The following is a 25,390-nucleotide window of genomic DNA, read 5'->3' as shown; positions in this document are numbered from 1 at the left end:
TATCCTATTTTTATTGATTATAAATTGCGATAAATTACATAATTAATCAATTCTTTTAAGAATCGTTGATCATGATATTCTGAAATTAATTTTTCCTCTGGATGGACGGGAGTTTCAGCTTGAAGGAAATCAAGAGATTCAAACAGTTCTGCGGATTGATTGGCATAGGAACGAGCTAAATCCCAACCATGTTCTATACTGCCATAATTTCGCATCAATTGCAAAATAAACTCAATTTGATCTGGAGTTTTCTTTTCTCTTGGAATTGCTAAAATATTGAGAATTTTTTCTGCTTCTTGGGGTTTGCTATGGGTAATGACGTGATTTAACATCACCGTGCGTTTTCCTTCATAAATATCTCCTCCAATTTCTTTGCCATAGGTTTCGATTTCTCCCACTAGATTTAAGAGATCATCTTGAATTTGAAAGGCAATTCCTAGTAGCATTCCAAATCGAGTTAACTCGGCTAAAGGTTTGATTAATTCACTGGCGTTAGCATTAGGATTTCCAATAATCAACCCAATTCGACAAGGGGTCATGAACGAATACCAACAGGTTTTTTTAACGCACATGGTAAAATAATCTTGATCCGTTAAATAGGCGGCATTATCGGCTACCCAATCTAATTCCATTGCCTGTCCTTCAACGGATTGTTGTGCCATAACTTCAATTTCATGGAGAATATTTAGGGTTTTTGTCACTCCCAAGAAAGATAGATTTTCTAATAATAAACCCACAGCTAAAACATTAGTCGCATCTCCGACATTAATGGCGCGAGGAATCCCAATCCTAGAATGTAATGTTTCTTTTCCCCGTCGAGATTCTGAGCCATCTTCAATATCATCATGAATCAAAAACGCATTATGATAAAGTTCTAAGGCGGCAGCAGTTGCTAAAGCAGATTGTCCCATGCCTCCAACAGCACGAGCTACACTAATACAAATAGTGGGTCTGAGCATTTTTCCCATGCGGAAGGGATAATCGGTTAATAAATCATATAAAGGAGTATAAGCACCTGTGCTTTGACGTTTGCTATCCACAAATTCCTGAATTTTACTAACAATAGCAGAACGGGAATTTTGTAAGGCTTCATTAATAATAGTTTGATTAAACATCGGTTCTTACTCACTCGTTGCCGTTCAAATAGGTGATAGGGGTTGCTAGGGTTTTAATCGATCAATTTTTATGCTATATTAGCCATAGATTCCGGTTCAAATAAAATTCATTTTTAACTCCTAAAGATGGTTGATTTATTGAGAGAACGTCAGCAACAATTAAAGGAATGGTTAGAGGAATTAGTATTTCTAGTTCGCACTCAGGGAGGCTCAACTTGGGATGGTTTTGTCCTGGCAGTTTCAGGAAAATCCGCAGTCATTGAACTAGATGGCATTCCTTTACAATTAAAGGCGCATGGGGGTGAACAATTACAAGTTGAAATTGAACCTCTCTTTGACGTTTCGACCGTCGATTTTTGTACTGATGCTGAAACTTTAAGGGCCATTATTCAGGGACGGTTATCGTTAGATGCTGCGGTCGTTATCGGTAAAATTTATATTCAAGGAACTTTACCAAATTTAACCGCAATTTATGGGGTTGTGATGAATTTTTTCGCCGATAGTGCCATTCGTCCAGAGTTACAAGATTTATGGAACAAATTTGATCAAACTTGGTTGCCTACTTCTGTTTCTCCCATTCCTCCAACCCTAGAACAACAACATCCTGCTTACGGTTATTTGATTGATAATATACCAGAGGATGTGCTTCGAGTTGATCTTGAATAGGCGAAGATAAGGGGACAAATAGAGTTAACTGTTAACATTTCAACAGTCAACACTCCCCAACCTAATTTTAGGGAATCTGTGCAACAGAAGTGACACTGAGATGTCCTGTATTATCTTGATAGCCATCATTACCAGGAATATCATTGACAACAAAGGTAATAGTTTGACTGGGTTTTAAAACTAAAGCAGATGGGGGGGTTCTGGCTAATGTTCAATCCTTTTCAATAGGTTAGACTGAATTAAAATTAGGAGTATAGGGAGAAACAAAAAATAATTCCTGCTCCTCCATACTCCATTTTTAGCAAGGATTAAAGGTCAAACTACCTAACTGATGAAAGTAAAGTGCAGCTTAAACTCTAGGGGATAACTTACTTAATAACTCCCACCATTGTTACACCTGTCAATTTGGTATTAGTTAGATTTGCACCGGTCAGATTCGCATAACTTAAATCACAATTACTTAGATCGGCATTGGTTAAATCTGCATAACTTAAATCCGAATTACTCAAATCCGAATTACTCAAATTTGCGTAGGTGAGATTGGCATGATTTAAGTTGGAATAAGCTAAATAGGCATAGCCAAAATAGGCATAGGTGAGGTTAGCATAACCCAAATAGCTATAGGCAAAAAAGCTATAGCCTAAGTTAGCTGCCATTAAATCCACACCTAATAAATTAGCTTTGTACATATAAGAAAAGCTAAGATCGACCGAGGGAAGTTTGGCATTAATTAGATTAGCTTCATACAGATAGCTATAGGGAAAATCCCGTTTTCCTTGAAGATATAGCCAATTTAACAAACTGACTAAATCTTTAGTATTAGGCAATGGAAAAGGCCAGTTTGCGGCAGCAGACATCGTTTTTACTCCTAATTATTAATCAATGGATAGACCAGAACGAAACTCATAGTTGATTGGATTAATCCATTCTACCATTATATTCAATTATGAAATGTTGTCAACATTTTTTATGAAAATAAAGTAGAATTTCAAGACAAATTTATCACAAAAAACTAGAGAATTAACTCTCCTTCATGCAGGATTTTACCTAGAACCTACTGACCGTTATCAATTAATAATGATGAAAGAGTTTAACAGCTAGATTTGGGGTTGACCTAAGCGGCTGACCATTGAACGGTTAAAGTCCCATAATTATCGGCATAACAACCCACAACATCATTGATGCGGAAAGCAACAGTTTGTCCGGGTTTAATTACGAATTGAGTTGTCCCGTTAATTTCGGCTAAAACCGTATTAGTTTGTAGGTCAATTGCTAACAGTGCAAAGGATGTCTGTTGAGGATAAACCATGTATTGTTGATAGGGAAAACCCGTTTCTCCTGCGGCAGTATAATAAGGAAGAAAATAGGCAGGTTTCCATTCTCCTGACGGGTAAAAGGTAAAGGTCATATCCCGACCCGATGTATTCGTGAAGTTATAGCCCGTTTCTGAGGTACTGACAACATCAAATTGACCATAAAGTTCGATAGGTGGAGGTGTTGGGATTTCAGCGGGGACTGGGGTAGGTGGAGGTGTTGGGATTTCAGCGGGGACTGGGGTAGGTGGAGGTGTTAGGGGTGAGGTTTTGGGGGTAGGCCACTCTAATTCTACGACTTGAGAACGGGGTTTAGCGACATCGGCTGATGTTCCGGGTCGGGTCAGGTGAGGTTGGGCGGGGCCAGCCGTTAGCGATCGCGTGCGATCCGCAGAGGCTACAACAATATTAAAAGCGCAAATATTGTCAACACTTTGATAGACAAAATCAAAATTTGCTAAGTGGCTTAAGTCAAGCGAACCAACAATTTCATCCTGATAAGTAAACGAAATTAAATCCCCTTGATGCAGAATAGTAACAGGTGCATATTGTCCGTTATAACTAAATGTTCCTGTTCCAAAAGTCTGACCATTTAATAGCGTGCGAAATTGCAACTCGACAATCATCTACTGCTTCTCCTGTTGTTCAAAATAAATTTCAAATTTGTAGAAATACCTCAATAATATTTCTACTGTTTAGCGTCTCTTTTCCTTCAATATTTACCGTTTCTAAGATTAACCTAAACGGCTGACCATTGAACGGTTAAAGTCCCATAATTATCGGCATAACAACCCACAACATCATTGATGCGGAAAGCAACAGTTTGTCCGGGTTTAATTACGAATTGAGTTGTCCCGTTAATTTCGGCTAAAACCGTATTAGTTTGTAGGTCAATTGCTAACAGTGCAAAGGATGTCTGTTGAGGATAAACCATGTATTGTTGATAGGGAAAACCCGTTTCTCCTGCGGCAGTATAATAAGGAAGAAAATAGGCAGGTTTCCATTCTCCTGACGGGTAAAAGGTAAAGGTCATATCCCGACCCGATGTATTCGTGAAGTTATAGCCCGTTTCTGAGGTACTGACAACATCAAATTGACCTGAAGTTAGAGGAGGTGGAGTGGGTACTGGAAAGGGTGGGTTAATAGTCTGAGAACCCATGGAACCTTTACAAATATTGCCATTATGACCATGACCTGTGAGGTCAGGAACTTGTGCGCCCGAAATATCGCTTAACCGCCAATAGGCGACTAAATTGGCTTCTTGACCCGTGAGGCGTTGATTCATTTTCGCCTGAATATCTTGTGCGCTGCGAACGCTATTCCAGACGCGAACTTCATCAATATAACCATTAAAGAAATAATTCCCCCCAACACAATAGCCCGACTCCGTGGAACCTGACCCAATGCGTAAGATATTCTGACGATTAGAACCCGTTGGCCCAGAAGGTTGATAGTTTAGGTTTTGTTGGGCGACTTGTTGGCCATTAATATAAAACCGGGCTACCGACGAACCTGGGTCATAAGTGGCGGCTAAATGAGTCCAGACATTGGCTTGAACTTTTGGCCCGCGAATTTTTTGATAATCACCATTTGGAGGTAACAGCCATAATTCCCAATTATCTTGATAGCAAGATTGATAAAACATATACCCCCACCGATAACTATCGGGACGGGAAGTTAATACAGAGCGTTCAATTCCTGTATTTGAGGTGCGGGAATATGCCCAAGCTTCAATTGTAAAAGTTTGGGGATTTAATTCATTGTTGTAGCCAACATCAATCTTATCGTCTGTACCGTTAAAATACAGCAGTGATGCTGTTGCGCTGCTTGTCATAAAACTGGTTGCTCCTTAGATTGAGGAAAGTTTTCAACTCAATGAGTCTGGATGTTTAACTGTTGACAACACCTAATCATTAAATAAGTAAAGGTGACGATCATTGTCAATTGTAAAAAATCTTAATAATTCCCCTAGGACTTGGATTCACTACTAGAATTGTTAATTTAGTATGCAAGATATCAGAAAAGTAGAAATCATCATTGATACATTTCATGTTCAGGATGCCCTGGATATTTTAGATCAGGTCAAAGTCTTTGGATATACCGTGATTAAAGATACCTCTGGTAAAGGGGATCGGGGTATTTACTGTTCTGATTTAGACTGCAATTTTACGAGCAGCTATATCATGACCGTTTGTATCAATGAAAAACAACTTGATGTCCTGGTTGAGTTCATCACACCTTTACTCAAAAAAGTCGAAAGAAATTATCATCTGTGGACATTCCCTGTGTGGTAGTATTAAAGGATTGCTTCAACTCCAAAATTTGTATGATCAAATGCCATTAGTCTATGATTGGTTAAAAGTTTATGGAGAATCAATTCGTCGGATCATTGGAGAGAATTATTCAGAATATTCGGGAGAAGAATTGTTAAGTATTGCCACCCAAACTAATGTTTTAAATCAAATTGCCAACCTAGAAACCTATCCAGTTGTTAGGTCTAGGTTACACGCTGGAAAACTCCACCTTCATGCTTGGGTTTATGAAATTGAAACGGGACGAATTTTAGCGTATGATGTTAAACAAAATCAGTTTGTTCCTCTTGAACAAGAACCCTTTCCCGTCCCTGACCTCTTGGCGATAATAAATCCAAGTTAAAGTCCTGTTATCATTCTGTTCTAGCCAACACCATCCAGATGAGTAATTCTATTATCAAAGTTCAAAAAGGTAGTTTAGGCACTCGATTCTCGAATGTGTTTAAATCCAGTAATCAATGGTTTCATAAAACCCCAGAACGGGCGTTAGAACAAGCCTATCAAGCTGCTTTAGCGATAAAAACCATAGAAGATCAGCGTTTTGGGGGTCGAAAAGTTTCCGAAGATGCACCCCAATATAGTCCCAGTGTTTTAGAGTGCTTTATTAAGGATGTTGAGCGGCATTTGAACACGATTAAATTCAAACTAAATGAATTCAAACTAACCCGGATTTTAGATAATTCGGGAAACATAGAATTTATTGATAAATTAAGATTTATTGATGAAGTTGTTGATAAATATCAATATGATTCTCCCGGTTTCCCTTTATCCTCAGATGACTCTCGGTTTACATCTGAAAACAAACTAAACAACGGAAAATCTAATGACCCATCGGGTTTATCCCCTCTGGATTTTGTAGAAGTTCAAGCCTCTGGAGAAATGTTTAAAGGAAAAAAAAGTGGGACTTTACCCCGTTCGATTGGACGCACGTTTCAAAAGATCCAAACGGAATTAGATGATAGTTCCGAAGAACGGTTAATGAATAGTTACCGAGCATCCCGAAAAAAAACAAAATTAGCGATTAATTTCCTATTGCTGCTTATTTTAATTCCCCTTTTATCACAACAACTATCTAAAAATTTTGCCTTTATTCCCCTAGTAGAACACTATCGACAAACCCATGAAGTTACTTTATTTCTTAACCCAGAAATGAAAGAAGAAGCCCTTCATGAGTTAAAATCATATCAAGAAGAACTGCAAATGAGCAGTTTACTTTACAAAACTCCCGCTATTGAAGCCGAAGAAGTTGAAAAGAAAATGGCGGAAAAAGCCGAGGAAATTGCCCAAGACTTTAATCACAGAAGCAGTGAAGCGATTAGTAATATTTTTGCGGATTTCGTGGGATTAATTGCCTTTGCTTTAGTCATTGCTTTCAATCGCCAAGGGTTAGCCGCCTTAAAATCCTTGCTGGATACGGTCATGTATGATTTGAGTGATAGTGCTAAGGCATTTATTATTATTTTACTCACGGATATCTTTGTCGGTTTTCACTCTCCCCATGGTTGGGAAGTTCTATTAGAGGGATTTTCTAATCACCTTGGAATTGCGCCGAATCGTAGCTTTATCTTTTTGTTCATTGCCACTTTTCCCGTGATTTTGGATACCATTATGAAATATTGGATTTTCCGTTACCTCAGTCGAATTTCCCCTTCTGCGGTAGCAACATTAAGAAATATGAATGAGTAAATTATAACCATACCAAGGATTTCCCTGTCTTTTCAACAAGTCTTCTATAATAGAACCAGCATCAAGTAGTGATGGATAGTATTTCCTGATCTTTAAATCGGACTCAAGATTTGAAGGATGGGGACAACTAAAAGTAGACTGCTCAAATTCTAGATCGTCAAAACCATTCTGTCATGGCGAATCTTAACCTGGAGGATACAATGAATCCACAGAATGCCACATTTTTCCCGATTATAGAAGCGACTGCATCTGGAGATGACGCCATCGCCGCACTGTTTAAACGGATGGCGCGTTATCCTTTACTCAAACCCGATGAAGAAATCGAACTCGCTCGTCATATTCAAAGTTTAGTTAAAATCGAAGCCCAACAAACTCAACTTACCCTGGAATTAGGACGTTTACCTACTCCCCCAGAACTCGCAACTTTAGTGGGAGTAACTGAAACAGAACTAAAACATCGTTTACAATCAGGAAATGCTGCAAAAAACCGGATGATTAGTTCTAATTTACGGTTAGTCGTATCTATTGCTAAACGTTATATTAATCGAGGAGTTCCATTATTAGATTTAATTCAAGAAGGAGCCTTGGGACTCAACCGTGCCACCGAAAAATTTGATCCCGATAAAGGCTATAAATTCTCGACCTACGCCTATTGGTGGATTCGTCAAGGAATTACCCGCACAATTGCTAATCAAGGGAGAACAATTCGCTTACCTGTTCATATTGTTGAACAGTTGAATAAAATGAAGTTAACCTATCGAGATTTAAAGCAATCGCTCCGTCGAAAACCCACCCAAGCAGAACTAGCGGAGGCGATGGGAATTACCCCCGAACAAGTGATTTTACTCGAACAAGTTCACCGTAAATCCCTATCTTTAAATCATCGAATTGGTTCTGAAGAAACCTCGGAATTAATGGATATTTTAGAAGATCAAGAAACCCAAACCCCTGAAGCTCAAATGAATGAAATGATGATGCGACAGGATTTATTAGAGGTTTTAGGAACAGTTTTAACTGAACGGGAAAAAGATGTTTTAGCCCTGCGTTTTGGATTAGTTACAGGCGTTCCTTACACCTTAGAAGAAGTCAGTGCAGTCTATAATTTATCCCGGGAACGAGTTCGACAAATTCAAGCCCGAGCCATGCGAAAATTACGCCGTCCTAATGTTGCTGAACGCTTAAAAGGTTGGATAAGATAATCAATTGATTATTGATTAAAATTGTGGTACAATAATGAGCAAGAGAATCGTTCTCTTGTCATTGTCAAACCTTCAATATTTATATGTCTAAATCCGCAACTTTACGACCCGCAACTATTGAGGATATTTCTGTTTTATTTGAGTTAATTCAAGCCTTAGCCGAATATGAAAAATTATCCCATGAAGTAACAGGAAATGCGGAAACATTAAAACAACATTTATTTGGTTCTCCTTGTTATGCGGAAGCTATCTTAGCTGAAATTCAAGGGAAAACCGTGGGTTTCGCTCTATTTTTCAATAATTATTCTACCTTTTTAACCCAACCTGGAATGTATTTAGAAGATTTATTTGTACTTGCTGAATATCGTCGTCAAGGTATTGGGAAAGCCTTAATTACCTATCTAGCAGAATTAGCAGTATCCAGAGGCTATGGGCGTTTAGAATGGTCGGTTTTAGAATGGAATCAACCCGCTATTAATTTTTATCAAAAAATAGGAGCTAAAATTTTACCCGACTGGCGGATTTGTCGTTTAACGGGAGAATCCTTAACACAATATGGAAAAAATAAATAGGCAAATTCTTCCCAATTTAATATAAAATGAAAGCAATTTACTAATATGGGGTGAGAAGAAGATTTACAATGATAATTTGGGTAAATGAACAACTTGATCCGATGGGAATTGTTTACTCTTGTATTGCTTGTTCCGATGAAAAGCAAGCTCAGGACTGTCATGAATCCTTTCAAAAAGACCTAACCGAAACCCAAAAACAAGAAGGTTGGGTTGCTGTGCTAAGAAGCGTTGAATCTTGGGATGATGTCCCTGTGAGTGCTTTAAAATTAAACTAAGTTAAAGTGGGACAAATAAGGGAACAGGGAACCGGGAATCGGGAACACCGGAACAGCCACCCCAAACCCCCCGTGCACGCAGGGCTAGGGGGGGAGGGAACGCCGGAACAGGCCGCGCAGGGAACAGGGGGTAAATACTTCACCGTCTGGGTTCTAATGTCCGTCTGGTGTCCTAACTGCCTTGGCGGTTGCTATAACAGATTGGAAGTGGACACTTAGATTCCCTACTATATTTTCAACTAATACAGTCGATGGAATTTGACTTACGGGTGCGGGTAACATTTCACCTCGGAAATCTAATACAGAGACAAGTAATAAATAAGCCAACGCTAAAATAATTGAAATCCCACCCGTAATATACGCAACAATTTTTGAACGTTCCATAAATCTGATTCTCCCTATTTTCACCGCACAAAGTTTTTCTAGGTTCTATTCTAAACCTGCGTAAGTGGTTGTTGGTTCCTCCGTTGATTCTGCGATGGTGCTTGGACGTTTTTCTAAGAAAATAATCGGCTTTTGAGTGGGATCAATCAGATTCCCCTGTTCCTGCATAATACTTTTAGTTTGCTGGGGATCAAAATAGCGAGTAAATTCTTCCCTTTCTTTGATTACTCTTTCTTCTGTCATTTTCACCTCAGCCCGAATATCCTGAAGTTTTTCTGAAGCCGAACGATGTTGGGGCAAAATCTGAATTAATGCAGAGAGGGCAAAAGCAGATAAAATTAGATTAACACCTAACTTGACGGTCGTTTCAATCGTAAGTAGACCCGGGTTATGAATTGTTCGTCGTTTGGCGGCTCGACGCGCACGGGGACGGCGAGAAGGGGAAATAGATGGAATAATTTGGGGAACAGGTCGAATCGCAGACATGATCTTTTTACTAACGTCACAACCAACGGAACACCAACAGCAGGAGAGGGTTCTAGCTTTCCCCAAAACGGGTTAAGAATTAACATCCGATGCGGATTCCAAAAAAAACTGTCCCGACACCGTTACCGAGTTAACACACAATACTCTATCCCATTTGGGGTTAATTGTCTGCTATTTGGGTTGTTTTTGTCGAGACAGATTTATAAATTGACCCGTTATCAGTGAATTTTCACTAATAAGTTTGAAAGTTTCTATTTATACAGTTCGGTCGCCAAACGGAAGGCCAAAATTCCGGGGATCAAGGCAACAACCAGGGCAATGTACACCTGAGTATCTGTTAATGCCATTGTTGAATAGCTCCTTCATAAATTGAGATAATCGTTAACTAATGTCAACTAATTTGGGCATTTTGGGAAGGGATCGTAACAAAAAGTTGAAAAGGGAAGGTTAGGCTTCCCCATTCTGAAGACAAGGGGATTTCTGAAGAGTCCAGTTATAGCACTAAGGATTACATTAGGCGACCGTGAGGAAATTATAAGCCGCCATGCCTAATAGTCAAGAAACGCATAAATGAATAACAGCTGACGTTAGCTTGTTCCACTGATCTAACTCCTTAGTTATTAGACATCTCTTGATCAAGTTAAAGTCTTGTTCGAGAAGTTTCACTAAGTTTTTGTAACTGACCCCATTATTAACTCCCCCCTAAAAAAGCACAATAGCTACCAGAGAAGTTTTACCAAATCTTTAATCTTCCCAGCTTGTTTATAAAGATAATGTAAAGCTCCGCTAGTTTAAGCGGATATAGATTATCCGACTGAAACTCCTATAAATATTGGGCTAAGGGTTGAAATACCGATAATAATTCAGCCTGACTGACAACTAATGTAGGATAGGATTGAGTACCATAATCTCGACTCACTTCTAAGGGAAAGGGTTCGGGAGACAGAGGACACCAAACCGCACCCGCCGATTTAACAATGACCCAACTTCCGGCGATATCCCAAATTTTAGGAGTCGCTTCCACTCCCCCTAATGTTGCACCGAAGGCAACCGTGAGGAAATTATAAGCCGCCATGCCTAACATCCGAATTTTACAAGGAATTTGGGGCGCGATCGCAATACTTCGAGAACAGAGGTTAAAAAAGTGATTAGAACTCAAGGTATCAGAACTAGCATGAATGGGTTTACCATTTAAAAAAGCTCCTTCTGGGCCAGTTAATCCCGATGCACCATACCAAAACCCATGAAAAGTTTGATGTAGAGGCGGTAAATGAATCAAACCAAAAACCGGAGTACCTTGATAAAGTAATCCTAGAGAAATCCCCCAAATTGGAATACCTCTGGCAAAATTAGTTGTACCATCTAAAGGATCAATCACCCAACACCAGTCCGTATTGGGAAAAATATGTTCAGCTTCTTCACTAATCACCCCATGATCAGGAAAAGTATCAGCAATGCGCGTGCGAATTTCCTGATCAGCCCACTGATCAGACTGGGTAACTAAACTACCATCGGCTTTTTCCGAGGCTTGGACTGTGCCAAAATCGAGGATTAACTGTTGTCCAACGTCGGTAGCCGTGGTAAGTGCAAAGTCAAAAATTTGATCCCAAAAATTAGTCATTATTTCCTAAAGTAATGGCAAAATAAAAAACAATCCAGATAAAATCTATTCAGTTAAACCGCTTATGCTGCTGAAATCAACAACTCGCCATATTCATATTTATACGGCGGAAATTAAAGATGAGGAGTTAGTGGACAATGAACAAGTATTGACCTTGGATATTGATCCCGATAACGAATTTAACTGGAATGATCAGGCTGTGCAAAAAGTCTATCGTAAATTTGATGAGTTAGTCGAGGCTTTCAGTGGCGAAGACCTCACCGAATATAATTTACGTCGAATTGGATCAGATTTAGAGCATTTAGTGCGATCGCTGATCCAAAAAGGTGAAATTAGCTATAACCTCGACTGTCGGGCGGTAAACTATAGTATGGGATTACCCCGAGTCGGCAATTAGTAAAATTATGACCATTAAGAGTCTGTACTCACCATATACAGACTCTTGATGGTGAGTTTGTATATACCCTAAACCTTATGATCACCCTCAAATCAGCCTACTCATCGGGTGCTGGGGATTGTTTTTGCGATCGCTGACGCCGTAAGAATTGTTTCATGGAAAGTTGACGGTTATTCATAAATCGATTCCAAGAACCTGGAAAAAACTGATCCATGGTTTCAATTAAAGCCCAAACCTCTAAATTAATCATCTGGTAATAGTGACCGTGAGACTTTTTGAGTTGAGTCAAGCGTTCATTAATTTCCAAATAAGGTAATAAATTAGGGTCATCGGAGGGGTTAGGGGGAGAATCACTCATGCTGTAAGCATCCTTGCCCAGAGCCAAGAAAAATTAACAACAAATGGTCAAGCAGATGGTGATGTTCAAAGGCTACAATAGTTCAGATTACCTGATCTTGATTGCCAATTGGTGCTAATTTTTAGGGTGAGTTATCAAAATTGGACAGGACTGGACATCTATTGTGGTTCTGGTGTTATCGCCCCCAACCCATGGGGTAGATAACAACGATAAACCATCCTAATTTTAGAAGATCACTTTTGAGTGGCAACGCCAGGCGTGAGGAACCCAAATGCAAAATCCTGTGGCAAAACAATATCTGTGGACGGTAGGCGAGGGGATCGAAGATCAGCCTTCGGGAACGATGATCGCAGATCGCTACCTGGTCAAAACCAATCGAATTGTAGTAGATACGCGACCAGAACTGTTGCCGGAAATACCCAGTGAGATTTCTGATCAGATTTCTCCCTATCTAAAATTATTTGCCTATCGGTTGCACATTCCGCAGGTCTATGGAATTATCTCCCCAGCTAAGGGAGGAATTAATAAACCGATCATCCTTTTAGAAAAAGGGCCGATTGCAGACCATGGGGAAACCCTAATGCCCACACTGGCGGCTCTGTGGCCCGATGCAACGGCAATGCGCCAACTGAATTGGTTATGGCAAATCGCTCAAATTTGGCAACCCTTTTGCCGTCAAAATGTCGCTTCCAGTTTGCTTAATTCCCATTTGCTCATGGTTCAGGGAAGATTAGTTCGGTTATTGCAGTTAGACCCAGATATCCATAATGCCACCCTCAAACAGTTGGGTAATTTTTGGCAACAGTGGGTTCCGACCGCACAGCCTCAAATCCAAAAATTCCTCCGACAACTGACCCATCAAATGATATCAGGGGAATTACGCACCTCCACCCAACTGATCCAACAATTGGATCAAGCCCTTTCTATTTGTGGACGGGGTTATCATCGTCAGTTTGAGATTGCTGCTGGAACCGATGCTGGCCCCACTCGTTCCCATAATGAGGATGCCTGCTATCCCAATGGTGATCAACCGATCGAAGTTCCTCCCAGCGAACCCGCTTTGGCTATTGTTTGTGATGGAATTGGGGGGCAGGATGGCGGAGAAGTAGCATCTTCGATAGCGATTGATGTTCTGCGTCAGGAGGTGGAAAAAATGCCTCTGCATCAAGCCAATTGGGATCCATTATCCTTAACGCCTAAATTAAAACGGGCAATCTGCATCGCCAATGACGTGATTTGTCAACGCAACGATGATGAAAACCGTCAAGGTAGGGAACGGATGGGAACCACCTTGGTGATGGCTTTAGCCCATATTCATGAAGTTTATTTAACCCATTTAGGGGATAGTCGGGTTTATTGGATTAGTTCCAGTGGTTGTCATCAAGTGACGGTGGATGATGATGTGGCTTCTCGCCAGGTGCGTTTGGGTTGCGCCCTCTATCGCGATGCTCTGCAACAGGGGGCTTCTGGGGCTTTAATTCAAGCTCTGGGGATTACGTCATCGGTGACGCTGCATCCGACGGTACAACGGTTTCCCCTGGATGAAGATTGTGTGTTTTTATTATGTTCTGATGGATTAAGCGATCGCGATCGGGTGGAACAATATTGGGAAGCGGAAATTTTACCCGTTTTGCGTCAAGAAGTGGATTTAGTAATGGTTCGGGATCGTCTAATTGAAATTGCCAATACTCAAAATGGCCATGATAACGTCACCATTGCCTTGTTATTAATTACGGTAGTTCCCAAGGATGATCCCGATGCCCAGAAAGAGGTTTGTATCGCTCCTGTGGTTCCTTTAACCGAAGATTTAGGGGATGATTCTTCCGATACCAGTGATGCCGAAGATTCATCTATGGAAACAGTAATTGGTCGCCCTAGACCGGCTCCGTCAGGGGTGAATAAGATTTGGTTCCTATCCCTGGGTATTGCCGTCTTATTAGGGATTCTAGGGGCATTGCTCTATGGGTTAGGGGTGTTCAACCATGATCCCCAAGCACAACCTGTAGATAATCCAACCCCTACGGACAGTCCTTCTACTCCTCCAATCCCTATCACCCCACTCTGATGCTAAATATCAGTAGAGTCAATGTATAATTCACAATAAACTAAGCAGTTCTATCATCTCATCTCTATATTGAATTATCTTGGATTATTTTTTCTGATAATTTATTAGTAATAATAACAAATTATCCCTATTCAATTAAGGTTTCTTCACCTTTTTATCGACTTAATTAAGCCAATGGATCAGATATATAGCAATCCTAAATAGGTTGTAACATTTCAATACTGATATGAAACGGCCAGAAGTATTACCCCCTAGCTCCCCGTGCACGGGGGGTTTGGGGGGCTGTTCCGGTGTTCCCTTTTGATCAGGGATTTTAAACACAACTCAAATAGGATTGCTATAGGATAAACTAGAGTGTAGTTCATCTGCATAAAAGGTTCATTAACAATATGGGACTATTTGATCAAATTTTAACAGCTTTGAATGATCCCAATACAGTAGGAAACACCGACCAAATCAGAGGGATTCTGAATACCGCTCAACAGCTTGGTAATCAATTAGGGATTGCCCCTGAAACCAGTCAAATGGTGATGTCAATGGTGGGGAGTTCCGTGCGGTCTTCTTTGCAAGAAAAACAAACCGAAATCGGAAATGATGGGGTACAAAATCTAGTCAATCAATTTGCTGGAATCACTTCTAACCCCCAGGCGGTAGAAATGTTATTTTCTTCGACTCAGCAACAGCAATTGATTCAAACCGTTTCCCAACATACGGGGGTTAGTGCCCAAACCATTCAATCGGTTTTACCCATGGTGGTTCCTTTAGTATTAAACCTGCTGAAAACAGGAACCAATCAACAACAATCTGCATCAGCTTCTAATTCGGTTTTAAATAGTTTTTTTGATGCGGATGGAGATGGAGATGTGGATATTGCTGATGCCATGCGTTTAGGGGGACAATATTTTAAAGGTTAAAAGGAATCGGGCGTAGGGAATTAGAGATTGTTTCTGGTTCTCTACTTCTGCAAAATATAGCAGGGAACAGCCCCCCAAACCCCCCGTGCACGGGGGGTTTGGGGGGGTAGGGAACAGGGGGGAAATACTTCACTGTCTGGGTTCCAAGATCCGTCTGGTGTCCTAACTGCCTTGGCGGTTGCTATATAGCAATGCAGAGCGTTTTTAAAACTTCTTTGTGTCTTTGTGGTTTAATTAATCTTAATAAAAATCATGGTTATTGAGTGGTTGAAATTCAAAGTTCCCACAGAACAATGGGAGCTATTTATTCAAAAAGATGAAGAAGTTTGGACAGCCGGACTAAAAAAATTTCCTGGGTTTCTCGGAAAAGAAGTTTGGCTAGATGGGGAAAATCAGGAAATTGTCATGGTGATTCGTTGGGAATCCCAGGAAAAACTTGCCAGCTTTCCTGAAAAAATAATTCAAGAATTTGACGAAAAAATGGGAGGATTAAAAATGCCTATTTTAGAAAGTCGAACCTATCAAATTAGAAAATTTATGCACTAAAAACAGGTTAAATTGTTGATGAGAATTTATGAAATAAAGCCAAAATAAAATTCAGACTCAAAAACCCAACTCCCAGGACTAAAATCACAAAAGCAGTAATACTAAAAATTGATCTCAATTGATCGAATTTGGGATTTTGATTTGGTTTCATATTGAATCTAAGCATTAAGGGTGTTAAAATCCAGACAACTCCAATATCAAACCAGAAATTAAGATAATTTTGTACTCCCAAAACATCTTAACAGTTAAGGACTCGCCGAACCGATCATCAAATTTTTAATTCCTAGTGCGGATAGCCATAATTTTTTGTATTCTGGAGTTAACCACTGTGTCCCAATATCCCTAGTAGAATAGATTATTATGTTTCCACCAGCGTCCTCTGCCCATCCCAATCGACCCCATGCTATAACTTCTAGTCCTATGCCGATGTCTAACTCTATTCTTCCTAAAACGGTTTTTTCTTCCCTGAAACAACGGCATTGGTTAGAGTTAGCAGAGTATGTTTCTCTGATCAGTTCGGCTGTCGGTTCGGGAGTAGTGGCCCTTTCGGGTCAAGCGTTTTATGGAGTTGCCCCCCTAACCTTAGCCCTATCGCTGAATGTTGCCAACCGTTATCGTTTAGAACAACAAACCCATCAAAATCAAATTGAAATTGTTCAAGCTCAAGACTCCGTTGAAAAGTTAGAAAAAAATACGGTTAAAGTAGTTATGGGGTTGAGGAAACAACTTTTAGAAGAAATTCAATCCCTCCAGCAAAAATTAGAGGCTTTTCCTACTACTGAAGCCTTGGACTCCGCCTATCGGAGTAAACAAGTAGCAGCTTTAGGACAAGCGGTAACTTCAAGCACCGAACATATTTCCCTAGCATTGGCAGAAATTAGAGCGGAATTTCGGCAAGAATTACAAACATTTTCCTCAACTGAAACGGCTCATTTAGAGTCTTTACAAGCGGATTTTCAAGGGCGATTTTTAGAAATTCAAGTTGTGATTGATCAATTACAACAGGAAAAATCTGGAGACTCTGCTTCTGATCTTCATCTATCCAAGATTCAAACCCGATTAGATGAACTTACCCAAGAACATCAAGAGGTAATTAAACCTCATTTAAGACGGTTATTATCCGTTGTTAAACAATTACAAACCAATCATCCCCGGAGTTTACCTATTCCCCCTAAACCTCTCCCTAAAAATTCCCAATCCTAATGGCGATCGCCCCGGCCTAAAAATCAAATACTTCCGTTGCATGATCAGCAAAATATTTTATAATTTGAGACAAGTTATCAACCAATAAATTCTAGGAGGAACTTTCAATGGCTATTTCAGAAATTACAGAAAAGTTATTATCGGCTAAAAAATCTAAAGGAGTCACCTTTTCAGATTTAGAGCAACTGCTGGGGCGCGATGAAGTTTGGATTGCTGCGGTTATTTATCGACAAGCGAGTGCTTCCTATGAGGAAGCCAAAAAATTAGTTGAAGCCCTAGGTTTAAGCACAGAATATATTGAACTCTTAACCGATTATCCCGTCAAAGGATCACTTGATCCCATGATTCCAACCGATCCCTTAATCTATAGATTTTATGAAATTATGCAGGTCTATGGAATGCCTCTTAAAAGCGTAATTCATGAAAAATTTGGCGACGGAATTATGAGTGCGATTGATTTTACCTTAGATGTGGATAAAATCGAAGACCCCAATGGCGATCGCGTTAAAATTACGATGTCTGGAAAATTCCTTTCCTATAAAAAATGGTAATAATTTAAGTATTTCTCCCGATTGAATATTGGGAGAAATTATGATACAATGAAAGATCTGAATCGGTTCTAGCGGGGAACAGTCGCTAGAAGCAAGGGGAAAGTTTGGCGCAAATCCAACACTGTCCCGCAACTGTGATGAGAATATTAATCTCTAAGTCAGAACACCCACCGAAATCAGATTGTTCTTTCGCACATCTGCGCGGTACAGATGGTGTTTAAAATGTTAAAGTCTTTTCAAAATTTTTCGCTACAAAATAGCACTCGCATCTTGGTTTTAGGGGTGAGTTTATTATTAATCCTAATGGCGCAACCCGCAGAGGCTCATCATGCCTTTGGAGGGAAAAGCCCGGAAAACTTGTTTCAAGGATTTCTAGCCGGACTTGCTCACCCAATTATTGGAATTGATCATTTAGCTTTTGTGATTGCCGTTGGTTTAATTGCAGCCGGAATTGTGGGCGGTAGTTGGATAATTATGGCTTTTCTATTAACCGCAATGTTGGGAACCGGAATTCATTTAATGAGTTTTAATTTACCCATTCCTGAAATTGCGATCGCCCTTTCTGTGATGACAATTGGGATTTTATTAGTTCTCAAAAAACAGTTACCCCTAGCAGTATTAATTAGTTTAGCTAGTGTAGCGGGTTTGTTTCACGGTTATGCCTACGGAGAATCAATTATGGGAGCCGAAATGACCCCCTTAATCTCCTATTTAGTTGGGTTTACAGCCATTCAATTAATGATTGCTGGAGCCACAATGAAACTAACTCAATCCTTTAAAGAAACCTTAGAAAATAGCCAATTTTCCCTAATCAAATATTCGGGTTTTGCCGTTTTAGCTGTTGGTGTAGTAGCTTTATCTTCCGCCATTATTAGCTAGTTGATCCTAATTAGAATTAAGTAGAGATATTAATAAAATATCTCTACTTTTATCCTTGAAACTTTGAATTATAACAACCCGAATAAAGATTGATCCAACAAAGCTCACGGTCAAGTCTTCCCCCCATTCGTAATTCGTAATTTCCTACTCCCTCTTATAAATATTATGTCTGCCAAAATTCCCGTTACAGTGATTACTGGATTTTTAGGAAGTGGAAAAACCACCACAATTCGTCATTTATTACAAAATAATCATGGGCGAAGGATTGCCGTTTTAGTCAATGAATTTGGAGAAGTTGGAATTGATGGTGAATTAATTCGATCCTGTCAAGTTTGTGACGATGAAACCGAAGAAGTGAACCTCGTAGAACTGACTAATGGTTGTTTATGTTGTACGGTGCAGGAAGAATTTTTCCCCGCCATGCAAGCCCTACTCAAACGACGGGATAAAATCGATCATATTGTGATTGAAACCTCTGGGTTAGCATTACCTAAACCCCTAATTCAAGCCTTTCGCTGGCCGGAAATTCGCACGGGGGCAACGGTAGATGGTGTGATAACTGTAGTAGACTGTGAAGCCTTGGCTAATGGTACTTTAGTTGGGGATATTCAGGCCGTAGAAGCCCAACGTCAAGCCGATCCGAATTTAGATCATGAAACCCCAATTGAAGAATTATTTGAAGATCAATTAGCCTGTGCGGATTTAGTTTTATTAACCAAAACCGATCATGTTGATCGAGATCATCAACATAAAGTTGAAACCTGGTTAAAACAGGAATTGCGAGCAGGAGTTAAAATTGTTCCTTGTCAACAGGGAAATATTCATCCCGATGTAATTTTAGGGTTTAATGCGGCGGTTGAAGATAATTTAGAAGCCCGTCCCAGTCATCATGACGCCGAAGAAGAACACGACCATGATGATAATATTAATTCAGTTCCGGTGATTTTAACCCAAGATTTTGAACCAGAAGATTTAATTCAACGGTTAAAAACCATGGTGAAACAACAGGAAATTTACCGAATTAAAGGGTTTGTTTCAGTTCCAAATAAACCAATGCGGTTAGTATTACAGGGAGTTGGTGATCGAATTGAAACCTTTTATGATCGTCTCTGGAAACCCACCGAGTCCCGTCAAACCCAGTTAGTTTTTATTGGTAAAAACTTACAAATCTCTGAAATAAAAAATGCCGTCCAGGGATCTTGTTGAACAATAAAATACCCCTAATATGCCCATAATAGAGATATCCGAATCGCATGGGAGACAACAATGGCTGGCCAAAAGCAAGATCCAAAACTGAGGCATATTGTTCTGACCTCTCACCCCACCTCCTACGGCGCCAAACCCATCCCCGTCCATTGGGGAAATGCCGATCCCGGCAAACGTGGCCCCCTGATTGGAACCCTGACCGATCTTAGCCATCGTAACGTCATTGGCACCCATTCGGGTTCCTATGCTATCTATCGCGCCTTAGCCGTTGTCCAGGGGAATCTGAAAACCGACCACCGCGCCGACTTAACCAATACCTCCCCCTTCGTAAAAATTGGCCCTTACCCCAGTTGGTCAGATCCCGATAAAATTGTCGCCCTCGATCCCTTTGGCGCGATTATTGGGGAAGCATTTACTGAATATTTGGAAAAAGGCTATGATATTCGCCCCACCATTGCGATTACAAAAGCCCATATTAATATGCCAGAGTTATATGATGCAGCCACGAAAGGACGGTTAGAAATTGATGGCAAAATTATGAAGAAAAATGGTGATTTAGTAGTAACAAAAGCCGCAATTGAACCCGTTTGGTATTTACCCGGAATTGCCGATCACTTAAAGGTGACAGAAAGTGATTTACGTCAAGCATTATTTGAACAGACCGGAGGAATGTTTCCTGAGTTAATTACTCGTCCTGATTTACAAGTGTTTTTACCTCCGATTGGGGGAGTTACGGTTTATATTATGGGGGATATTGCAGCGATTACCGATGCCGATCTTCCGGTTGCAGTTAGAGTTCATGATGAGTGTAATGGATCTGATGTTTTTGGCTCAGATATTTGTACCTGTCGCCCCTATTTAGTGCATGGGATTGAAGAATGTATTAAAACAGCCCAGGAAGGCGGCGCAGGAGTAATTATATACTATAGAAAAGAGGGACGAGCTTTAGGAGAAGTCACGAAGTTTTTAGTTTATAATGCCCGGAAACGTCAAACTGGAGGCGATCGCGCTGATGCCTATTTTGAACGGACAGAATGTGTGGCTGGGGTACAAGATATGCGGTTTCAAGAATTAATGCCGGATGTGTTACATTGGTTAGGAATTACTCGAATTGATCGGTTAGTTTCCATGAGTAATATGAAATATGATGCGATTGTTAATTCTGGGATTGAAGTAGTTAGACGAATTGCGATTCCTGATGATTTAATTCCGGCAGATGCTCAAGTGGAAATTGAAGCGAAAAAAGCAGCCGGGTATTATACGGAAGGGGCAGTTTTAGACCCAGAAGGTTTACTCGGTATTAAAGGTCGAGATTATTAACCCGTTGTTGCGCTTCAGCGCAAAATCCCAAGTTAAATTGTTAATAAAATGGTGCGTGTTACGAATTACCAATTACGAATTACGAATTGGGGATAGTTATATTTCATCCTCTAATGTTTGCTACAAATACTTGATCAGGTAGCCAATAACTTTTTTCTATTCCCTGTTCCCTGTTCCCTTAATATTAAAATGCAGAATCGAGAAAATTATTCAAATGCGATCGCCTATTTTTGTTCTCCTCAAGCAATTCGAGAACGTTGTAATTTTATCTTTGATTTAGCCCTATCCAATCAACTACAACATTTTATTTATCATCCAGAAAAGTTAGAATTAGTGGCTAATTTTGTTTTAGATAATATTACTCAAAACTATCCCGATCTGAATGTCCCTTTCCATTCTCGCTGGCGACATTTTGAAGTCGGTAATATTCCTAGAATTGAAAATTTACAAAAACAATTAAATGGTTTATCCCAGTTAGAACAAACCCAAGCTAAACTCGATTTAGCCATTATTAGTGTGTTACTGGATGCCGGAGCCGGGGAAAAATGGCATTATCAAGAATCAGAAACCGGGTTAATTTGGCGACGTTCTGAGGGGTTAGCAATTGCCAGTTATGAAATGTTTGGTCAGGGTTTATTTTCTAGTAATATTGAATATCCATTTCAAGCCGACGCCCAGGGATTAATGAATTTGACGGAATCCCAATTAATCACCGGATTTCAAGTTAATGAAAATAATTATTTAACCGGAGTAAAAGGTAGATTAGAACTCTTAAAAAAACTCGGTGAAACCCTATCTAATTATCCTCATTTATTTGGAGAAATTCATCCTCGACCTGGGAAATTAGCGAATTATTTTTTAACCCAAACCCAAAACAATCAACTCAGTGCTGTGATTGTTTTAAACGCTATTTTAGAAGGATTAGGAGAAATTTGGCCGGGACGATTAACTTTAAATCAAGTCAATTTAGGAGATGTTTGGTATTATTCAGGGTTAGAAACCCTAGACTCAGAATATCCCTTTGTTCCTTTCCATAAATTATCCCAATGGTTAACCTATTCCTTACTTGAACCTTTACAGGATTTAGGATTAGAAATTATTGATTTAGATCAATTAACTGGATTAGCAGAATATCGCAACGGGGGATTAATTTTAGATTTGGGATTATTGGAATTAAAAGATAATAATTTATCAGAAAAACTACACAAACCCGATTCTAATATAATTATAGAATGGCGATCGCTCACGATTATTATACTCGATAAAATTGCGGAAATCCTTCGCCAAAAATTAAATCTTACCTCCCAGGAATTTCCCCTAGTTAAAGTCTTACAAGGAGGTACCTGGAATGCTGGACGGGAAATTGCTAAACAACAACGTTTTGATGGTTCTCCTCCCCTAAAATTAGAGAGTGATGGCACTGTATTTTAATTTATCGCATTTTGCCACTGACTCACCAAAGAAATCGCCCCAATCAAAATTTTATGCTCTTGAATTTGAATTCGAGCGTGTAAAGTTTCGGGAGTATCATCAGGTAAAATCGGAACCGCGGCTTGCATCAAAATTGGGCCCCTATCGACTTCTAACTCGACTAAATGAACACTACAGCCTGTAATTTTTACTTGAGCTTCTAATGCCTGTTCTACTCCTCTAATCCCCGGAAAACTCGGTAATAAACTCGGATGTAAATTAATGATTTTATGGGGGAAAGCATCCACTAAAACTTGCGTAACAATTCGCATCCATCCAGCAAAAACAATCCAATCCACATCATGTTCTTTTAAAGTTTGAACAATTTCTTGATCTAAATCTTCCCGTTTTTTATAATTACGATGGTTTAAAAGAATGGTTTTGACTCCGAACCTTTCCGCCCGTTCTATGACTTTAGCATCGGGGTTATTATAAATTAAAACCTGAATTTTGGCATTGAGTTGTTGATCTTTTATGGCTTGTGCGATCGCCTCAAAGTTCGTGCCACTTCCAGATGCTAAAACTCCAATTTTTACCGGAGATCCCTCTACAAATAAAGGCGAGGGAATCGCGGGAGAAATTAAACAGGAGGTGGGGTCAATTTTGGTCATTTTCTTATCCATTCAAGCTTTTACCTAAATATAAATTAACCAAACTATTGTAAAATATTTTTAAGAAACTTTATCAAAATTTATTCAGGTTATGGCTTCTTCACCGGGTTCTCAGAAACAGCTTTTGGATCAAGATGCTATCATGGCTTGGATTTTTCTGCCTCCGGCTTTATTGCTGATGGACGATAATGGTAGTTGGCTAGATTGAACAGATTTTTTGACAAAAAAGCATAATGGTCAATAAGTACCTAAACAAAATTAATTACACATCCTCCACCCTGTTCCCTCCCCCCTATCCCCCACGGGGGGTAGGGGAGTAGCAAAAAATCCTACAGCTATTCCGATAAAAAATAGCGTAAAATAGTATATTAGGGTGCTAACGATTAAAATTGTATTCTAAGATGGGAGAATCAAAAATGGTCAGTCAAAAATATAAATTTTGGTTTTTAGAATTAAAATGTGTTTGAGCGGATCATCAGGGATTTTGTGTTTTGTTTTGAATATTCCTGTAACCGGATGTAATCCGTTATTTTCAAGACCCTCGTGCCGAATACCCCTAAGTCACTTCTCATAGTGTTGACTTTCTGTATTGGAGACCCAAATGCCGACCCCATCCCGTCTAAATGAGATTGCTCAAAATTTAGAAACTGATCCGAATATCACTCGGATTAAGAAAGTTCTGTTATGTGCCTATAGTGGAAAATGGGAGAATGATTCCCATGTCCTAGATAGTATTAATTTGAATGTTTTACTCCAAAATATTTATCAAAAACATCCCCAATTTGAACCGCTTAAAATTATTCTGAATAATATTCTATCTCGTCTGAATAAAAAAAATGAATACAATCTGGTTTTAGAGAGGATTGAAGCTCAGATTAGTCAATTTTATATTCAGTCTGATGTCGAAGAAATTCCCGAACTAAATCAACTATCAATTACTGCTTCAGAAACTATAAAAATTAGTCCAGAGGAGTTAAATTCTCTATCTTCAGCCTATTTTAGTCAAGGTGTTCCCGCCCATCAGATTCGCAACATATCGAATTTATTTGATGTGCGATTTAAAATCATGCAACACACCAATCCTTTACGGGCAAAACTGGTAATTTTTTCGAGTTTAGAACGGGAATTTAACTATCGAGAAGAAGATTGGTCACAACTAAAAAATCAGAGTCTCGATGATTTACTTCACGAACTATTACAAACCTTTCCTAACGTAGATCGACTAAAATCCCATCTTTATAAGATGGCAGAATATTTAGAAGATACGGACGAAAATATTCAAGCAGTAACGGTGATTTTAGATGCCCTGAACCCCTATTATGAAACTAAAGCTAAATCCCGTTCAGATTCGGGGTTGAATCATTCTCCTGGGAATACAACCCCCCCCCGTTCTTCAATTTTGCAGCAGCATTTTTTAACTGATAATGCCATTGATATTAATGAAAGTGAAACCGTGCATTTATTATCCCCTAATCCTCCGAACTTGGGATTAGGTTTACCAAAAACTCAACATTTTACGACAATTAGCGAGAGTAGTTTTTCTGATTTTACTTCCGCCACCGCCTTTAGTAATATTGATATCCCGCCCACAGACTCAGGAGAAATGAGTGATGATCTCAGAAAAAAGCTCATTCTGGAGCAAGAAGTTGAACAGATTGTTGGAAACAGTGTAGCAGATACCTTGGTGCCATTAACCACTATTTTGAAACATTTAGAACTTGCCCTCAATCAACAATTAAAAAATCATCCTCCTGAAATTCAATTAGAGATTAAATATAAATCTTTAAGACGGTTTATTCATGTCCTGCAAGCTAAAGTCGGAGATTTAGCGGGGGTCATTCATCAATCGGAAGTGGAAGAACAGCAACGATTATCCCAGCATAAGACCACAATAGCCGTTGAGGAGGAAGACCCAGAACACCTGGAACCTCGACTAACCCATGGCCAATTGTTAGAACTGGCCAAGCAGGGTCATGCAAAAGCGATCGCAACGGTGATTAGTCAATCCCTGAAACCGAAAGGAATTAACACTCTCACCAAGTCAAAAGAGGGCTGTCTGCACATTATACTAGAGTCAGATCAAGTGCCAAATCAAGCCTCTATGAGTCAATTTATCCGTCAAAAATTGCTGGATTTGAACATTCAATTGATTCAGAAGGTTAAAGTTTACGCTCGAACTCCTGGTAGTAAGTCAATGGCTTGGGTTCAAGAATTTACCTATACGGGAACTCAAAGATAATT

28 protein-coding genes and 1 riboswitch are annotated in these 25,390 nt (G+C 39.6%); of the genes, 18 read left to right on the top strand and 10 right to left on the bottom strand.

The annotated features are described in order from the left end of the window. Window positions 1-17: 17 nt before the first annotated feature. Entirely contained in the window at window positions 18-1,115 is a 1,098-nt protein-coding gene (locus NMG88_RS11755; protein ID WP_081846396.1) for a polyprenyl synthetase family protein, read from the bottom strand. A 126-nt stretch (window positions 1,116-1,241) separates the two neighbouring features. Here NMG88_RS11755 and NMG88_RS11750 point away from each other — a divergent pair, with 126 nt between their 5' ends. Beyond that, window positions 1,242-1,781 (top strand): hypothetical protein, encoded by a 540-nt coding sequence (locus NMG88_RS11750; protein WP_235751726.1) that lies wholly within the window; start codon window positions 1,242-1,244, stop codon window positions 1,779-1,781. 368 nt (window positions 1,782-2,149) lie between these two features. Here the strand turns inward: NMG88_RS11750 and NMG88_RS11745 are convergent, their stop codons facing one another. The 3 genes from NMG88_RS11745 to NMG88_RS11735 all read right to left on the bottom strand — a co-directional run bounded on the left by NMG88_RS11745 (window position 2,150) and on the right by NMG88_RS11735 (window position 4,928). After that, the gene (locus NMG88_RS11745) at window positions 2,150-2,638 is read right to left on the bottom strand and encodes a pentapeptide repeat-containing protein (protein ID WP_052369623.1); all 489 of its coding nucleotides are present in this window, start codon (window positions 2,636-2,638) and stop codon (window positions 2,150-2,152) included. Between the two features lie 257 nt (window positions 2,639-2,895). After that, window positions 2,896-3,720, bottom strand: coding sequence for a hypothetical protein (locus tag NMG88_RS11740; protein ID WP_254035433.1), 825 nt, complete (start codon window positions 3,718-3,720; stop codon window positions 2,896-2,898). 113 nt (window positions 3,721-3,833) lie between these two features. Then, a complete protein-coding gene (locus tag NMG88_RS11735) occupies window positions 3,834-4,928 on the bottom strand; it encodes a LamG domain-containing protein (protein ID WP_254035432.1) in 1,095 nt (364 codons plus the stop codon). Window positions 4,929-5,100: 172 nt separating this feature from the next. Between NMG88_RS11735 and NMG88_RS11730 the strand changes: the two genes are divergently transcribed. The 6 genes from NMG88_RS11730 to NMG88_RS11705 all read left to right on the top strand — a co-directional run bounded on the left by NMG88_RS11730 (window position 5,101) and on the right by NMG88_RS11705 (window position 9,138). After that, the gene (locus tag NMG88_RS11730) at window positions 5,101-5,388 is read left to right on the top strand and encodes a P-II family nitrogen regulator (protein ID WP_227398295.1); all 288 of its coding nucleotides are present in this window, start codon (window positions 5,101-5,103) and stop codon (window positions 5,386-5,388) included. Between the two features lie 10 nt (window positions 5,389-5,398). Further along, window positions 5,399-5,749 (top strand): carbonic anhydrase, encoded by a 351-nt coding sequence (locus NMG88_RS11725; protein ID WP_235753747.1) that lies wholly within the window; start codon window positions 5,399-5,401, stop codon window positions 5,747-5,749. A 38-nt stretch (window positions 5,750-5,787) separates the two neighbouring features. Next, a complete protein-coding gene (locus NMG88_RS11720) occupies window positions 5,788-7,092 on the top strand; it encodes a proton extrusion protein PcxA (protein ID WP_254035431.1) in 1,305 nt (434 codons plus the stop codon). 200 nt (window positions 7,093-7,292) lie between these two features. After that, on the top strand, window positions 7,293-8,291 hold the full coding sequence (locus tag NMG88_RS11715) for an RNA polymerase sigma factor, RpoD/SigA family (RefSeq protein WP_042155142.1): 999 nt from the start codon (window positions 7,293-7,295) through the stop codon (window positions 8,289-8,291). 83 nt (window positions 8,292-8,374) lie between these two features. Continuing rightward, complete coding sequence (locus NMG88_RS11710; RefSeq protein WP_042155144.1) at window positions 8,375-8,863, top strand: GNAT family N-acetyltransferase; 489 nt, start codon at window positions 8,375-8,377, stop codon at window positions 8,861-8,863. Window positions 8,864-8,931: 68 nt separating this feature from the next. Beyond that, complete coding sequence (locus NMG88_RS11705) at window positions 8,932-9,138, top strand: hypothetical protein (RefSeq protein ID WP_026788244.1); 207 nt, start codon at window positions 8,932-8,934, stop codon at window positions 9,136-9,138. Between the two features lie 153 nt (window positions 9,139-9,291). Here the strand turns inward: NMG88_RS11705 and NMG88_RS11700 are convergent, their stop codons facing one another. From NMG88_RS11700 to NMG88_RS11685, 4 genes are all read right to left on the bottom strand, one after another. Beyond that, window positions 9,292-9,522 carry a hypothetical protein gene (locus tag NMG88_RS11700; RefSeq protein ID WP_042155146.1) on the bottom strand — a complete coding sequence of 77 codons (231 nt, stop codon included), beginning with the start codon at window positions 9,520-9,522 and terminating at the stop codon, window positions 9,292-9,294. Between the two features lie 45 nt (window positions 9,523-9,567). Beyond that, entirely contained in the window at window positions 9,568-10,008 is a 441-nt protein-coding gene (locus NMG88_RS11695; protein ID WP_042155148.1) for a slr1601 family putative cell division protein, read from the bottom strand. A gap of 251 nt (window positions 10,009-10,259) precedes the next feature. After that, on the bottom strand, window positions 10,260-10,355 hold the full coding sequence (psaM, locus tag NMG88_RS11690) for a photosystem I reaction center subunit XII (protein WP_026788242.1): 96 nt from the start codon (window positions 10,353-10,355) through the stop codon (window positions 10,260-10,262). A 476-nt stretch (window positions 10,356-10,831) separates the two neighbouring features. Next, window positions 10,832-11,629 carry an inositol monophosphatase family protein gene (locus NMG88_RS11685; RefSeq protein WP_042155150.1) on the bottom strand — a complete coding sequence of 266 codons (798 nt, stop codon included), beginning with the start codon at window positions 11,627-11,629 and terminating at the stop codon, window positions 10,832-10,834. Between the two features lie 64 nt (window positions 11,630-11,693). Between NMG88_RS11685 and ndhM the strand changes: the two genes are divergently transcribed. Further along, window positions 11,694-12,026 (top strand): NAD(P)H-quinone oxidoreductase subunit M, encoded by a 333-nt coding sequence (gene ndhM / locus NMG88_RS11680; RefSeq protein WP_042155152.1) that lies wholly within the window; start codon window positions 11,694-11,696, stop codon window positions 12,024-12,026. Window positions 12,027-12,123: 97 nt separating this feature from the next. Here ndhM and NMG88_RS11675 read toward each other — a convergent pair whose 3' ends face one another. Then, complete coding sequence (locus NMG88_RS11675; RefSeq protein ID WP_026798590.1) at window positions 12,124-12,384, bottom strand: hypothetical protein; 261 nt, start codon at window positions 12,382-12,384, stop codon at window positions 12,124-12,126. A 271-nt stretch (window positions 12,385-12,655) separates the two neighbouring features. On the opposite strand from NMG88_RS11675, the gene NMG88_RS11670 reads away from it, so the two are divergent. From NMG88_RS11670 to NMG88_RS11630, 9 genes are all read left to right on the top strand, one after another. Next, complete coding sequence (locus NMG88_RS11670) at window positions 12,656-14,449, top strand: PP2C family protein-serine/threonine phosphatase (protein WP_227398293.1); 1,794 nt, start codon at window positions 12,656-12,658, stop codon at window positions 14,447-14,449. Between the two features lie 389 nt (window positions 14,450-14,838). Further along, a complete protein-coding gene (locus NMG88_RS11665) occupies window positions 14,839-15,363 on the top strand; it encodes a DUF937 domain-containing protein (protein ID WP_042155154.1) in 525 nt (174 codons plus the stop codon). A 252-nt stretch (window positions 15,364-15,615) separates the two neighbouring features. Continuing rightward, a complete protein-coding gene (locus tag NMG88_RS11660; protein ID WP_227350908.1) occupies window positions 15,616-15,909 on the top strand; it encodes a TIGR03792 family protein in 294 nt (97 codons plus the stop codon). 360 nt (window positions 15,910-16,269) lie between these two features. Further along, a complete protein-coding gene (locus NMG88_RS11655) occupies window positions 16,270-17,112 on the top strand; it encodes a hypothetical protein (protein WP_052338594.1) in 843 nt (280 codons plus the stop codon). A gap of 107 nt (window positions 17,113-17,219) precedes the next feature. Next, entirely contained in the window at window positions 17,220-17,663 is a 444-nt protein-coding gene (gene cynS, locus NMG88_RS11650; RefSeq protein WP_026788232.1) for a cyanase, read from the top strand. 46 nt (window positions 17,664-17,709) lie between these two features. Continuing rightward, a riboswitch (cobalamin riboswitch) is annotated at window positions 17,710-17,853 on the top strand. A 32-nt stretch (window positions 17,854-17,885) separates the two neighbouring features. Continuing rightward, on the top strand, window positions 17,886-18,542 hold the full coding sequence (locus NMG88_RS11645; RefSeq protein ID WP_052369625.1) for a HupE/UreJ family protein: 657 nt from the start codon (window positions 17,886-17,888) through the stop codon (window positions 18,540-18,542). A 165-nt stretch (window positions 18,543-18,707) separates the two neighbouring features. After that, window positions 18,708-19,748 carry a cobalamin biosynthesis protein CobW gene (cobW, locus tag NMG88_RS11640; RefSeq protein ID WP_026795033.1) on the top strand — a complete coding sequence of 347 codons (1,041 nt, stop codon included), beginning with the start codon at window positions 18,708-18,710 and terminating at the stop codon, window positions 19,746-19,748. A 60-nt stretch (window positions 19,749-19,808) separates the two neighbouring features. Further along, entirely contained in the window at window positions 19,809-21,068 is a 1,260-nt protein-coding gene (locus NMG88_RS11635; protein ID WP_042155161.1) for a GTP cyclohydrolase II, read from the top strand. A 189-nt stretch (window positions 21,069-21,257) separates the two neighbouring features. Then, window positions 21,258-22,499: a URC4/urg3 family protein gene (locus NMG88_RS11630; RefSeq protein ID WP_042157659.1), complete on the top strand. Its 1,242-nt coding sequence runs from the start codon at window positions 21,258-21,260 to the stop codon at window positions 22,497-22,499. Here NMG88_RS11630 and purN read toward each other — a convergent pair. Then, a complete protein-coding gene (gene purN, locus NMG88_RS11625) occupies window positions 22,496-23,149 on the bottom strand; it encodes a phosphoribosylglycinamide formyltransferase (RefSeq protein WP_026788227.1) in 654 nt (217 codons plus the stop codon). The two genes, NMG88_RS11630 and purN, sit on opposite strands and share 4 nt — an antisense overlap. Before the next feature lie 601 nt (window positions 23,150-23,750). Between purN and NMG88_RS11620 the strand changes: the two genes are divergently transcribed. After that, a complete protein-coding gene (locus NMG88_RS11620) occupies window positions 23,751-25,388 on the top strand; it encodes a hypothetical protein (RefSeq protein ID WP_052369626.1) in 1,638 nt (545 codons plus the stop codon). Window positions 25,389-25,390 lie beyond the last annotated feature (2 nt).

Source organism: Planktothrix agardhii (assembly GCF_904830935.1).
In the GTDB taxonomy this organism is placed as follows: domain Bacteria; phylum Cyanobacteriota; class Cyanobacteriia; order Cyanobacteriales; family Microcoleaceae; genus Planktothrix; species Planktothrix agardhii.
This window is presented reverse-complemented; position numbering and strand designations above follow the sequence as displayed.